At 28.5% G+C, this 14778-nt stretch carries 11 protein-coding genes; 7 read left to right on the forward strand and 4 right to left on the reverse strand.

The genetic code is table 11. The annotated features are described in order from the left end of the window. Positions 1–118: 118 nt before the first annotated feature. Positions 119–2296, reverse strand: a complete 2178-nt coding sequence (gene rnr, locus B0A78_RS01020) for a ribonuclease R (protein WP_065213906.1) — start codon at positions 2294–2296, stop codon at positions 119–121. An 838-nt stretch (positions 2297–3134) separates the two neighbouring features. Here rnr and B0A78_RS01025 point away from each other — a divergent pair. Together B0A78_RS01025 and B0A78_RS01030 are read left to right on the forward strand one after the other, a co-directional pair. Then, on the forward strand, positions 3135–3566 hold the full coding sequence (locus B0A78_RS01025; protein WP_014165833.1) for an RpiB/LacA/LacB family sugar-phosphate isomerase: 432 nt from the start codon (positions 3135–3137) through the stop codon (positions 3564–3566). A gap of 89 nt (positions 3567–3655) precedes the next feature. After that, positions 3656–4570 (forward strand): cation diffusion facilitator family transporter, encoded by a 915-nt coding sequence (locus B0A78_RS01030; protein WP_014165832.1) that lies wholly within the window; start codon positions 3656–3658, stop codon positions 4568–4570. A gap of 10 nt (positions 4571–4580) precedes the next feature. Here B0A78_RS01030 and B0A78_RS01035 read toward each other — a convergent pair whose 3' ends face one another. After that, positions 4581–5183 carry a trimeric intracellular cation channel family protein gene (locus B0A78_RS01035; RefSeq protein ID WP_014165831.1) on the reverse strand — a complete coding sequence of 201 codons (603 nt, stop codon included), beginning with the start codon at positions 5181–5183 and terminating at the stop codon, positions 4581–4583. A 213-nt stretch (positions 5184–5396) separates the two neighbouring features. On the opposite strand from B0A78_RS01035, the gene B0A78_RS01040 reads away from it, so the two are divergent. Continuing rightward, on the forward strand, positions 5397–6443 hold the full coding sequence (locus B0A78_RS01040) for a hypothetical protein (RefSeq protein ID WP_014165830.1): 1047 nt from the start codon (positions 5397–5399) through the stop codon (positions 6441–6443). Positions 6444–6570: 127 nt separating this feature from the next. Then, a complete protein-coding gene (locus B0A78_RS01045; RefSeq protein WP_014165829.1) occupies positions 6571–7707 on the forward strand; it encodes an ATP-binding protein in 1137 nt (378 codons plus the stop codon). Between the two features lie 39 nt (positions 7708–7746). Here B0A78_RS01045 and B0A78_RS01050 read toward each other — a convergent pair whose 3' ends face one another. Further along, on the reverse strand, positions 7747–8007 hold the full coding sequence (locus B0A78_RS01050; protein WP_065213905.1) for a DUF1294 domain-containing protein: 261 nt from the start codon (positions 8005–8007) through the stop codon (positions 7747–7749). A 110-nt stretch (positions 8008–8117) separates the two neighbouring features. Between B0A78_RS01050 and B0A78_RS01055 the strand changes: the two genes are divergently transcribed. Then, positions 8118–10322 (forward strand): TonB-dependent receptor, encoded by a 2205-nt coding sequence (locus tag B0A78_RS01055; protein WP_169859062.1) that lies wholly within the window; start codon positions 8118–8120, stop codon positions 10320–10322. Next, complete coding sequence (locus tag B0A78_RS01060; RefSeq protein ID WP_050855781.1) at positions 10267–11148, forward strand: DUF4249 domain-containing protein; 882 nt, start codon at positions 10267–10269, stop codon at positions 11146–11148. The genes B0A78_RS01055 and B0A78_RS01060 overlap by 56 nt, the downstream gene beginning before the upstream one ends. Before the next feature lie 33 nt (positions 11149–11181). Here the strand turns inward: B0A78_RS01060 and B0A78_RS01065 are convergent, their stop codons facing one another. Further along, positions 11182–12519, reverse strand: coding sequence for a hypothetical protein (locus B0A78_RS01065; protein ID WP_014165825.1), 1338 nt, complete (start codon positions 12517–12519; stop codon positions 11182–11184). Between the two features lie 114 nt (positions 12520–12633). On the opposite strand from B0A78_RS01065, the gene B0A78_RS01070 reads away from it, so the two are divergent. Next, positions 12634–14757, forward strand: coding sequence for a Tex family protein (locus B0A78_RS01070; protein WP_014165824.1), 2124 nt, complete (start codon positions 12634–12636; stop codon positions 14755–14757). Positions 14758–14778: the final 21 nt, after the last annotated feature.

A 14778-nucleotide genomic window follows, 5' to 3' on the forward strand; every position in this document is an offset into this window, starting at 1 on the left:
AAACGGAAATATTTTTCTTTATAAAATTTATTATCATTTAAAATTTTGTACTATTTAAAAAATTAACTTCATACTTCAATTAAAAACTGCTAACTGTTACTTAACAATGAATACTCAACTAATTTCTTCTAATAAAATGATAATCCAATTGTTTTTTTACTAAATCCGCGTTCTTCACTTTTACCAAAACTTCATCTCCCAACTGTAATAAATCTTTAGTCACTTGACCCACTAAAGCATATTGCTTTTCATCAAACGTATAATAATCTTCTTTTATTTCACGAATGCGAATCATTCCTTCACATCTGTTTTCAATAATTTCAACATAAATACCCCATTCCGTAACTCCTGAAATAACGCCTAAAAACTCTTGGTCTTTATGATCTTGCATATATTTTACCTGCATATATTTGATAGAGTCACGTTCAGCATTGGATGCACTATTTTCCATATTAGATGAATGGATACATTTTTCTTCATACGTTTCTTCATCGGCACTTTTAGCTCCATCTAAATATTGTTGTAACAAGCGGTGTACCATAACATCAGGGTAACGACGAATAGGAGAGGTAAAATGCGAATAGTAATCGAATGCTAATCCATAATGTCCAATATTTTCCGTAGAATACTTAGCTTTACTCATGGTTCGGATAGCTAAAGTATCCACCATATTTTGCTCTTTTTTACCTGCCACATTTTCTAACAAAGTATTCAAGGATTTAGAAATCGTATCTTTTGATTTAAAATTCAAGGAATATCCAAACTTAGAAATAATGCCTTGTAAGTTCATCAACTTGTTTTCATCGGGTTCATCGTGGATACGATACACAAAAGTTTTCTTTTGTTTACCAATGAATTCAGCTACTTTTCTGTTAGCTAACAACATGAACTCTTCAATCAAGTGATTAGCATCTTTTGCTATTTTAAAATAAACCCCTACAGGTTCATCGTTTTCATCTAATTTGAATTTCACTTCTACTTTATCAAAAGAAATAGCACCGTTGTTCATACGGTTTCTTCTTAAAATTTTAGCCAATTCATCTAATTTCAAAGTCGCTTCAACGATAGCATCAGGAACGATGTACGCTTCCTCGGTCAATGAAATTTCAGCAGGAATAGTATTTCCTTTTGTTTCAATGATATGCTGCGCTTCTTCATAAGCAAAACGTTGGTCAGAATAAATTACGGTACGACCAAACCACTGGTTCACCACTTGCGCTTTTGCATTGATTTCAAAAACAGCAGAGAAAGTATATTTTTCTTCATGCGGACGTAACGAACAGGCAAAATTACTCAAGACTTCAGGCAACATAGGCACCACACGGTCCACTAAATATACCGAAGTAGCACGCTTGAAAGCTTCATCATCTAAGATAGTCCCTTCCTGAACATAGTGCGAAACATCGGCAATATGAACCCCAATTTCATAGTTTCCGTTTTCTAAAACTTGGAAAGAAAGAGCATCATCAAAATCTTTTGCATCTTTAGGGTCAATCGTGAATGTCAATACGTTACGCATATCACGACGCTTGGCAATTTCTTCAGGTTGAATAGTAGTATCTAACTTTTTAGCATAGGCTTCAACTTCCACAGGGAAATCATAAGGCAAACCATACTCGGCAAGAATGGCATGAATTTCAGTATCATGTTCCCCAGGACGACCCAATACTTTTTCAACACTTCCAAAAGGGGAATCTGCTTTTTTAGGCCAATCTTCAATTTTTACTAAAACGACATCACCATCTTTAGCTTCACCAATTTTTTCTTTAGGAATAAAGATATCGGTGTACATCTTTGGATTAGCAGTAGTTACAAATGCAAAATTCTTTTGAACATCAATAACTCCTACAAATTCCATTCGCTCACGTTCAATAACTTCTATCACTTCAGCCTCAGGTCGTTTCCCTTTACGACGGTTATATACATACACTTTTACCTTATCGCCATGCAAAGCATGATTCAAATTGGCAAAAGGAATAAATACATCTTCTTCAAAATCTTCACAAAGTAAATAGGCTGTTTTACGAGCCGTCATATCTATGATTCCTTCATAATAATCCTGACTTTGTGCCTTAACAATATACTTACCAGGTTCTATTTCAAGAATGTCTTTTTTAGAAGCCAAAATTTTTAAGTCCTTTATAATTTCATTTCGACTTTTAGTATCATCTACATCTAAACGAGCTGCAATCTGTTTGTAGTTAAAAGGCTTATTAGGCTCTTTAGAAAGCAACTTTAAAATTTTTCCTGAAAAGTCTCTCACTCCTTTACTAAATCTTCTAGGCTTTTTACTCATCTTCAATTTTTAAATATCGCTGAAAAATACGAAATATTTCTATTAAAGAATGAAGATTAACAAGATAAGATTTTTTAAAGCTTTTTTGAATTCAAAAAAGCTTATCAGAAATCAAGAGTTTTTAACAATAATTAAAATAATAAAAAAGAAGATTTTTTAAAAATATAAAATTTGATGGTTATGATAGGATGTTAATAAGGCTTAAAACTTTTTATTTTTTATTTTGTTTATTGAGTTTTGTATAGTTATACAACGATATGAACAACTTATTAGGTATTTAATGTTTTGTTTTTTAGTTAGTTGGGTTGGGTTATTAACAATTGTTTGTTTTTTGTTTTTTGTAGATTTTATTGAAAACTTAGGTTGTTAATTGTTGTTAATAACTATGAATAAGTGTTGGATATTTTTTCTAAAAGTAACTAAAACTTTCCTTGTGTAATTGAAAGTAATTTTTGATTAGAAAAAAAATATACTTTTCCAAAAAAACTTTTGTTTTTATCTTAATAGTTATTAACAGATAATGCGTTTTTTTAAATGATTGATTTTTAAGTATTTAATTTAGGTTGTTAACAACTCCAAAATGGCTCATTTTTTGAAAATATAAGTATTTGTTTATCAGTTTTTTAAGTTATTAGTACAATTGTTAATAACTGTATAATGTATTCATAATCAGATTAATATATAAAAAGTTGTCATCTTAAGTTTAATACAAAGAAAATAAGTACTTGTAGGTAGTAAAAAACTTTTAGTTTATTACTGATCTAAAATTGGTAAACGGGAATATATATAACGTATTATTATTTATTTTTGTACTAGACAAAAATAACGATTAATTATTATGATTATCTCTATAGGAAATGACCATGCAGGTCCCGATTATAAAATAGCAATTGTTAATTATTTAGAATTAAATGGGTATACCGTGATTAATCATGGTACTGATACATTTGATAGTGTGGATTATCCTGATTTTGGACATCCAGTGGCATATGATGTTGAAAGTAAAAAAGCTGATTTTGGTATTGTAATATGTGGTAGTGGTAATGGTATTGCTATGACTGCTAATAAACACCAAGATATTAGATGTGCTTTATGTTGGAATGTAGAAATAGCAGAATTGGCACGTCAACATAATGACGCTAATATTATTAGTATTCCTGCGCGTTATACATCTATTCCACAGGCAGTAGCAATGGTGGAAACTTTTTTAGATACCCCTTTTGAAGGAGGTCGTCATGCTAATAGAGTAAAGAAGATTGCTTGCAAGTAGTTTTTTAAAATAATATTTAACCATGTTCATTTTAATGTCATTTCTTCTGAATGAAGGAGTGATTTTTTTTGTCAATAAAATTACAATTTATGTTACACTCGCACCAAAACGTCCATATTCATAAACATCAAGTAAAAGGAAAAAACTTAGTTTTTTCTATTTTTTTAAATGTATTAATTACTGTAGCTCAAGGAATAGGAGGATTGTTATCAGGGAGTTTAGCATTAATATCAGATGCGTTACATAACTTTTCAGATGTGTTATCATTAGTATTTAGTTATGTGGCACATAAATTATCTAGGAGAAAAGCATCTATAGATTATACATTTGGATATAAAAGAGCTGAATTAATAGCCGCCTTTATAAATGCTATTACGTTATTAATAGTGGCTTTATTATTAGGTTTTGAAGCAATTCAGCGTTTTTTTCATCCAGAATCAATAAAAACAGGTTTAGTTATTTGGTTAGCATTATTAGGAATTGTGGCTAATGGTCTTTCTGTTTTATTATTACAAAAAGATGCGGAGCATAATTTAAATATAAAATCAGCTTATTTACATTTATTAACAGATATGATGGCTTCTATAGCCGTTTTAGTAGGCGGTTTGTTGATGAAATTTTATGGTTGGTTTTGGATTGATAGTGTTTTAACTATATTTATTTCAATCTATTTGATTATAGTGAGTATTGATCTTTTTAAATCCTCTATTAAAATGTTAATGCTTTTTACACCTGAAGAAATAGATATAAAAGCTATAGTTAGGGAAGTACATAAAATACCAGGAGTAGGTAAATTACATCATATACATGTTTGGTATTTAAACGAAGAGGAATTACATTTAGAAGCGCATTTAGATTGTGCAGAGGATATTAAAATGAGCGAGTTTAATGAGTTACTTCATCAAATAGAAATAGTTCTTTTTCAAAATTTTGGAATAAATCATATTAATATCCAACCAGAATATAAAAAAGAAGATCCTAAGGAATTCATAGTTCAAGATTAAAAAAGAATTTTTAGATTATGGGTAATTGCAATTTTTTTCTAATAGCATAAATACGTATTGATGCTGTAATTAACACACTGATAATCATACTTGTTTCAGCTTGTAATTGATAGTTAATCATGATTAAATAAAGTCCACCACCAATAAGACAAGCAGTAGCATATAATTGACCCGGTTTTAATAAAGCAGGTACTTTATTACATAATACGTCACAAAATAAACCACCAAATGTAGCTGTAATCATCCCCATAATTAGTGCATAACCTGTGGGAATAGAATTTCGTAATGCTACCTGTATACCTACTACTGTAAATAATCCAATACCAAAAGCATCAATCCAAAATATTAATTTTTTTATTAAACTTGAGTTTAATTTAAAAAAGAAAGCTATAATAGTTGAGGTTAGTACTATTATAATAGCTACATTATCGTTTACCCAATTTACTGGGCGTATACCTATTAATAAATCTCTTAGTGTTCCTCCTCCGTATGCCATACAAAAAGCCAATACAGATGCACCAAAAATATCAAACCGTTTTGTTCTTGCTTTTAAAACACCTGTAACAGCAAATACAAAAACACCTGTATAACTAAAAATTTGTAGGGTATCCATTTTAATTTTTGGCAAATATATTAAGTAATTTTTCAATAATAAATAGTAATTACACTTATAACAAGGTTAGTCTAATTTGTGATTTTTAATAGATGATAGGTATCATTCAATTCTATGCTAATATTAAAAAAACAAGACAATATAACAGGTAGATAAAGAGTTTATAAAATAAAATTTTAGTATATTTATTCCTACCAATGTATTCATTTTTATATGTCTTTCGATAAACCTTTATTAAAAAAACAATATTATCCTATTAATCAGGAATTGTATGATTATTTAGAAAAATACAAAAGGTTAACAAAAACAAATGTGTTTTATGAAGATTTATTGCGATTTCAAGGTTCGGTAGTAGTTTATGATACTAAAGGAAAAGATACTTTATGGATTAGAGTTTATTATAATGAATATGAAAAAAAAGAAATAGATTTTAGTCTTAAAAAGATTTACACATTATTACATTCAGATGGTGATGAAAGTAAAATACAATTCTTAAATGTAGACCATATAGACTTTTGTACTTTTGGTAATTCTAAACCATTTAGGGTAAAAGTTAGAAATATATTAAATGATAATTATACCCATTTTTATGTAAAAAAAGCAGATGCTTCACGTATTTTCGGGTTAGAATTAGAAGATATAATTTCTCCTAATCGGATTAATTATTTAGTATTTAAAGATACGCTTATAGAGGAACATATTGTTGGAATTCCTGGTGATATCTTTATAAAACAACATTTAGCTACTTGTTCTGAATCAGAAAAAGCTCAAATTGCTAAGGAATTTGTGAAATTTAATGAGCGTTGTATGGTAGGACTTTTAGGAGATATGCGTTCTTATAATTTTGTGATAATTCCTATTTATGATTATGATCATTTGGTTTTTAAAATTCGGGCTATTGACTTTGATCAACAATGCTATGAAGGTAATTTTAAGTTATACAAACCTCATTTATTTAAAGAAAATTTTCATTTCAGCAAATTAGTAAGTAATAAATTAGAAGCGAACTCTATTGAGCAATATCAAAATGAAGAACGTTCAATAATGGTAAAAAGAATGGTGGGCTCTGAAGAGCGATTAAATGATTTATTGCAAGCCATGAAATCTATGGAACTATCTACTAGCGAAAAACTAGAGCAATTAAAAACTGAAATTTATCAATTTACTTACGATATACAGTTTAAGAAAGCTACTTCTATGGGAGAAGTGATTGAATCTGCATTACAATTTTTAAAACGAAATTACAAAGTAAACTTTTAATAATTGACTGAATTTACATTAATTCCGTCAATAAACTGACTGAATTTACATTAATTCCGTCAATAAACGGACTTATTTACTATTTTTTAATAACTTTGTATTCTGTAATTACTATATAAAAAGAGATATGAGTTATATTAAAAGAGCCGTACTTGATGATTTTAGTAATCATTTACAACCCAATAAAGTATTGATTTTATTAGGTGCAAGGCGCGTAGGAAAAACTCAACTTATAAAAAAATATCTAAAAATAACAGATAAAAAAGTTTTACAACTTAATGGTGAAGATAAAAATGATGCAAGACTTTTAGAAGAAAGAACATTTGAAAATTATAAGAGATTATTCAAAAACATAGATCTTTTGGTAATTGATGAAGCACAAGCAGTAGATGATATTGGATTGATATTAAAATTTATTGTTGATACAATTGAAGGAATAAGAGTTATAGCAACAGGATCATCTATGTTTGACTTAAATAATAAATTAGGTGAACCTTTAGTTGGAAGAAAAAATACTTTGTTTTTATATCCATTGGCACAAATAGAATTTTCAGAATACGAAAATTACAAACAAACAATCGAAAATCTTGAGATGCGATTAATTTATGGTGGTTATCCAGAACTAACACATTATGAATCATGGTCTGAAAAGCAACATTATTTACGTGAAATTGTAAATTCGTATTTATTAAAAGATATATTAGTTTTTGATGGTATTAAAAATTCTAATAAAATTTATGATTTATTAAGACTCATTGCTTTTCAAGTGGGGAAGGAGGTTTCCTTACAAGAATTGGGTAATCAATTGCAATTATCTAAGAACACAGTAGAACGCTATTTAGATTTATTAACTAAGGTATTTATTATTTTTAAAGTTGAAGGTTTTTCTCGCAATTTAAGAAAAGAAATTACTAAAAGTAATCGTTGGTATTTTTTTGATAATGGTATTCGTAATGCTATTATTGGAAATTTTAATACATTACAAAATCGTATGGATATAGGTGATTTATGGGAAAATTACCTTGCTTCTGAACGTTTAAAAAAGCAAACGTATCATAAGTTACACAAACAAAATTATTTTTGGCGTACTTATGATCAACAAGAGTTAGACTGGCTTGAAGAAAATGTAGATAATTTAGCTGGATATGAGTTTAAATGGAATGAAAATAAAAAAACAAAAATTCCAACGGCTTTTGCCAAAGCATATCCTGATGCTACTTTTGAAATTGTAAATAAGAAAAATTACTTAGATTTTATATTATAAATTAATAGCTTTTTTTGAATGAAAAATTAAGAAAGGCTACTATTTCAGTAAAAAATAAATTCCTATTACGTTGGCAATAAATATAATTGTGAATCGCCAAATGAAACTTATTTTTGAAGTTTTGTGTTTAAATATAAACATTCCTAATAAGCTACCTATAGCACCTCCTATTAATGAGATACTTAATAAATCTTTTTCAGATATGCGTCTTTTGTTTTTTATAGCTAATAATTTGTCAATTCCGAAGACTATTAACGAAAGGATATTTACAATTAAAAGGTAAGTAAGAAACATTTTCATTAAATCAGAATTTTAAAGAAACCAAAAGTAGTCATAATACTTATATTTGTTAGCTAAATTTTTAAATACTATAATCATTGAAGCCTATCTTTTTATACTGTATACTATTTTTGAATACGTTTGTTTGGACTCAAAATACTTTTAAAATAAATGGAAACGTAAAAGATATAAATAAAAAGAGAGTTATTGCATTGGTTACATTTACTATTAAAGGTTTTGATAAAACTATTGTAACTGATAGTTTGGGTAATTTTAATTTCAAAATAACAGATGATAAAATAAATATAAAAATTGAAGCTGAAGGTTATATAAATTACGAATCTGATTTTAAAATTACTGAGGATACTGATTTAAATATTATTTTAAAGGAGAATAAGAAAATTGATGAAATTATTATTACAGAGGATAAAAGGAAAACATTTTTTAAAAATGATAAGAATTTTTTAAAATTAAATGTATCTCAATTGAGTGATTTGCCTTCTTTAACTGGTAGTATTGATGTTTCAAAGATTTTGCAATTAACTCCTGGTGTTCAAAATTCAGGTGATATTAACGGATATTTGTATGTTAGAGGAGGAGATGCTGGGCATTCTATTTTTAAATATAATGATGTACCAGTGTATGGATCAGCTCATTTGTTTGGAATATTTCCTTATTATAATGCTTTTCATATAGGTGAATTAATGTATGATAAATCAAATTTAAGTTCTGTTAATGGTAATATACTAGGGGCTTACATTAATACTAAGAGTAATATTATGAGTATTGATAAGGCAAGTTTTCAGGTTAATTTAGGTTTGTTAGCTTCTCAGTTTAATATTAAAATACCTTATAAAAAAACTGTGTTTTCTTTATCTTATAGAAAAACTTATCTAGATGATTTTCTTAAATTAATTAATGCTAAAAATGAAGTAAATTACAGTTTTGAGGATATTAATTTTTCTTATCTACATAAAATGAGTAATAAATCCAAGCTCATTTTTGATTTTATGACAAGTAAAGATAAATTAAAATATAACAGTGAAGAGTTATTTGCTGATATTAATCTAACTTGGAAAAATTATATTGCTGCTACTCAGTTCCAACATTCTAAAAATGAAAAATTTAAATTTACTGCAAACGCATATTTTTCAAAGAGTCTATCTTCAATGAATATATTTCAACATGATTTATCTATAAAAGTAAATACTTCTATTACTGATTTTAGTTTAAAGAGTAATATTATTTACAACATTTATAAAATTAAATCCGAAATAGGATTAAGTTATAATAATTATACAATTTCACCTTATAATTTAATTTTGGCTAATTTTGGTTTTACACCTAAAACAAAATATGAGAATATTAATTCTAATTTATTCTCAATCTATCAAGATTTTAATTTTTTTATAACAGATAATATCAATCTTAAATCAGGAATTCGTTTCAATTACTTTAATCACTCTAGTTCAAATAAGTATTCCTTTGAGCCTAAGTTAGGTATTTATTTTAATGAAAAAAGAAACACAAATTATTATATTACTTTGGCTCAAAAAAGTCAACATTTAAGTTTAGTGACCACTTCTAGTATTGGAATTCCAACAGATTTTTGGGTTGCATCAGCAAATAATATCCCTTTCCAAAAGTCAAAAGAAATTTCTTTTGGCATAAACCATCATTTCAACAAAAATATTGTTACGAATTTTGATTTATTTTACAATGAAATGAAAGATTTATTAATTTATCCATTTGCTCTTTCTCAATTTAATGAAGCCTCTTCTATAGAAAAAGATATTTTCATAGGAAATGGTAAAGCTTATGGTTTTGAGTTTTTATTGAAGAAAGAAAATGGAAAATTTAAAGGTTGGATGAGTTATACTTGGAGTAAATCATTAAGAAGCTTTCCAAGGATTGATGAAGGTAGTAATTTTTACGCCAAATACGATAGAAGACATAATTTTACAACAATTATAACTTATAGTTTCACTCCAAAATTTGTGGTAGGTTTTACACAAATACTAAGTTCTGGGAACCGTTTTACTTCTGCGGATCAGATATATTTTGTAAATAATGTTCCTGTAAAAGAGTATAACGAATATAATAAAGCACAGCTTCCCTTTTATAACAGAACAGATTTTTCTTTTAATTTTTGGATTATGAAAAATAAAAGAAAGGAAAGCAAAATTACTTTAAGTGTTTATAACTTATTTAATATTGAAAATCCAGTATATCAATCAGTCAATTTTGAAAAAAATGAAGAACAATTATCCATTACAAAAAATGATAAAGTATTTTACAAAATTTTACCTTCGATTAATTGGTATTTTAAATTTTAGTTTAAAAACTACTGTATTGGTGTTTTCTTTTTATTCTTGTCAAGACAATCTAAACGATACTAAAGTTTCAAAACCTAAATTGATTGTTGAAGGTTGGATTGAAGAAAATGGTGTGGCAAATGTAATTTTATCAAAAAGCATACCCACTAACACTAATTTTAACCAAAATAATATTGATAAATATTTTATAAGGGCAGCTAAAGTGACTGTTTCAGACGGGGTAAATGCTGAAATATTACATCTAAAAATGGTAAATGGGTATATTCCCCCTTTTATTTATACAGGAGAAAATATAATAGGTAAAAAAGGATTTACTTATACCTTAACGATAGAGTTTGATGGACAAGAATTAAGAGCTGAAACAAGTATTCCTGAATCTGTACCTATAAAAGAACTAAGTATTGAAAAAATAGATGATTTTAAAAGAAAAATAGGAATAGAGTTTATAGATCCTGATAACAAAAATTACTATCAAATAGGAACTAGAATAGTTGGAAAAGATTCATTATTTATCCCTACTTTATACGGAACCATTGATGATGAAACGTTTATCACAAAAAAAGTAAAATTAAATTTATTAAAAGGGATTCAATTTTATCCAGTAGAAAATACCGAAACCTATTTTCCTTCAGGTAAAATTATAGAAGTAAAATTAAGAACATTAGAAAAAAAGAGTTACGAATTTTGGAACAGCTGGCAAAATGATGTTTTAAATGGTCAAAATCCATTGTTTCCAGCCACTTTTAATCTAAAATCTAATATAAAAGGAGGCTTAGGAATTTGGGCTGGTTATGGTGCTGATGTAAAGATAATAAAAATAAAATAGTATAAAAAAAGCTGTCAAAGACAGCTTTTTTATTTATTTATTTAAAAAAGTTATAAAATCTTCTATTTGACTTTTTAAACTATCAAATCCAGTAGAAAAATACACATTCATTGCAACTACTGAATTATCATCGAATTTTAGATAATATTTGACATCATATCGCTCAACTTTTTGATAAACTGTTCCCATACTATATTCCCATGTTCCATTTCTCCAAACAAAAGGCGTATTACCTGAAGATACGAGTTCAGATTTTGCTACAATACTAGCAATTTTATTTTTATCCTTTTTAGAAACTAAAACTAATTTGCTATGTTTATTATAAAGTTCAGCTTTTAAATCGCTTATTTTTTTACTTTTTTCATTAGATTTTATATAATAATCAGATGAAAAATAATTAGGTTTAGGAATACTGCTTTCAGCTTTTTCAAGTTCTGCCGTAGTAGTTTCAATATCACCTGATCCTAAAATAGCAAAATCATCTAGAATAGTTATCAAAGTATTTGCCTTACCATAATCTATTGATGAAGAGTTATTATTATTTAACAATTGATCAATGTTACCATTTGAATTAAAATTATAACCTAAAATAGATTTACTATTATGTGTTAATAAAGCACTAGCAACTGATGGAGAATTATTTCTATCGTTTTTGATTTCTAAAGCATAACCATCGTTTAACGTTAATTTCAAGTTAGATGTTGTAGGAATATGATTGTTGTTATTGTATGTATTTACAACACTAATATTTCCAGAATCAATACCTTTTATTTTAATTGTTGCATCAACAGTTAAAGGCAAATGAATTTTATCTAATACTTCATTAGATACTAGAACTGGAACCATATTTCCTACATTCGGATCATATACCCATTGATAACGTTTTGGAGCATCAATTATGTCAACTTTAATAGGAGAAGGCGTTGCGTTTAAAACTATTTCAGCGTCATTAGTAGTTCCTGAAATTTTAGAAGGATATCTAAAAGTTAAGTTATTTGTTGAAACTGTTTTTTCCCATCTTTTAACAGTATTATTCCAAGTGTATATACCAAAAACAGCAGACACATTAAAAACATCACTTATACCATTATTATTAAGGCCACTTAAGATATCAATTCTATCAGTTTCCAATAATTTATCTAGATTTTGAATGGCTTCGATAGTTGAAGATGTTTTTGTTTTTTCAAACTCTGAAACAGTTGATTTAGCTTCTGTTTCTAATTTCAACTTTTTTTGTTCTGAAGTTAAGGAAGAATAAGGAGCATCCAATAAACCAGTTACTGATACTGGAGTTTCCTCAATGGCTTCTTCATTTTTTGAACAACCAAAAAGTACTTGTAAAGCTAGTAGCCCTAAAAAAATTTTTTTCATGAATAGTCTATTTAATTATGCAAAAATAAATTTTTAAATAAAAAAACAAAGCCCAAATTTTAGATTTTAAAAATTTTAATTTATATGCTATTTTAGCATTCTTATTTTTACAAAATGACAAATATTGACTTTATCCTAAAAGGAGTCCAAACGACTCCCAAAAATATCCAAAATACACTTGAATTACTTTCGCAAGATTGTACAATTCCTTTCATAGCACGTTATCGAAAGGATACCACAGGAAATTTAGATGAGGTAGTTATAGAACAAATAGCCAAACTAAACAAACAATATGATGAAATTATAAAACGTAAAGAAAGTGTTTTAAAATCAATAGAAGAACAAAATGCTCTTATACCAGAACTAAAATCAAAAATTGAAAACAGTTTTGATTTACAAGAAATAGAAGATTTATACCTTCCTTACAAAAAGAAAAAGAAAACTAAGGCAGATACCGCCCGTGAAAACGGATTAGAACCTTTGGCAAAAATAATTATGTCGCAGCGTAACGATGATATTGAATTTTTAGCATCTAAATATATTAATGATAAGGTAACTAACGAAGAGGAAGCCTTACAAGGAGCTCGTGATATTATAGCAGAATGGGTTAATGAGAATATTTTTATTCGTAAAAATTTACGTAGAATGTTTCAGCGAAAAGCTGAAATTACAACTAAAGTAGTGAAAGCTAAAAAAGACGATCAAGAAGCTCAAAAGTATAATCAATATTTCGAATGGGCTGAACCCATTAGTAAAGCACCTTCGCACCGATTGTTAGCCATGCTAAGAGCGGAAGCAGAAGGTTTTGTTAAATTGAATGTAGAAATTGAAAAAGAAGAAGCTGTTAGTTTTATTGAAGATAACATTATTAAATCAAAAAATGATACAACATTACATATTCAATTAGCTATTAAAGATTCTTATAAACGATTGTTAGAACCTGCTATTTCTAATGAAACGTTACAAGAAGCCAAAGAAAAAGCTGATATTAAAGCAATTGATGTTTTTGCGAGTAATTTAAGTCAGTTATTATTGGCTCCACCTTTAGGTGAAAAACGAATTTTAGCTATTGACCCCGGATTTAGAACGGGATGTAAAGTGGTTTGTCTGGATGAAAAAGGTGATTTGCTATACAATGAAACCATTTTTCCGCACGCACCGCAAAATGAAACGACTATGGCAATGAAAAAAATAAAATCGATGGTGAATGCTTATAATATTGAAGCCATTTCTATAGGCAACGGAACAGCGAGTCGTGAAACCGAATTTTTCATCAAGAAAATTGCTTTTGATAAACCAGTCCAGGTTTTTGTAGTTTCAGAAGCTGGAGCGTCAGTCTATTCGGCATCTAAAATTGCGAGAGATGAATTTCCTAATTATGATGTGACGGTTCGTGGTGCCGTTTCTATTGGGCGCCGTTTATCTGATCCCTTAGCCGAATTGGTTAAAATTGACCCAAAATCTATTGGTGTAGGGCAGTACCAACACGATGTGGACCAAACCAAGTTAAATTCAGCATTGGATACCACGGTAGTACGTTGCGTAAACTCGGTTGGGATTAATATTAACACGGCGAGTAAATCATTGTTGAGCTATGTTTCAGGAATTGGCGAAAAAATGGCTGAAAACATTGTGGCGTATCGTAGTGAAAATGGGGCTTTTGAAGACCGTAGCCAACTGAAAAAAGTGCCGCGATTAGGAGATAAAGCGTTCCAACAGGCAGCGGCATTTATTAGAATCAAAGACGGTAAAAACCCGTTGGATAATTCGGCCGTGCATCCTGAATCGTATAAAATGGTCGAGAAAATGGCTAAAGATTTGGGTGTTAAAGTCAATGAATTAATCGGGAATAAGGAAAAAATCAGTCAAATCAAACCAGAGAATTATATTACTGAAAACGTGGGTATTTTAGGTATCAAAGATATTTTAAAAGAATTGGAAAAACCAGGACTAGACCCACGTAAAGCGGCCAAAGTTTTTGAATTCGACCCGAATGTAAAAACCATTGCTGATGTTCGTAGCGGAATGATTTTGCCAGGTATTGTAAATAATATCACCGCATTTGGTTGTTTTGTTGACATTGGAATCAAAGAAAGCGGACTCGTACATATTTCCCAACTCAAAGAAGGCTATGTTGCCGATGTGAATGAAGTGGTAAAACTCCACCAACACGTGCAAGTAAAAGTCGTTGAGGTAGATGAAGCCAGAAAAAGAATTCAGTTGACGATGATATTGTAAATTTTTAAAAGAGAGTTAAGG

Origin of the sequence: Flavobacterium columnare NBRC 100251 = ATCC 23463, from assembly GCF_002530675.1 — a bacterium.
GTDB lineage: Bacteria > Bacteroidota > Bacteroidia > Flavobacteriales > Flavobacteriaceae > Flavobacterium > Flavobacterium columnare.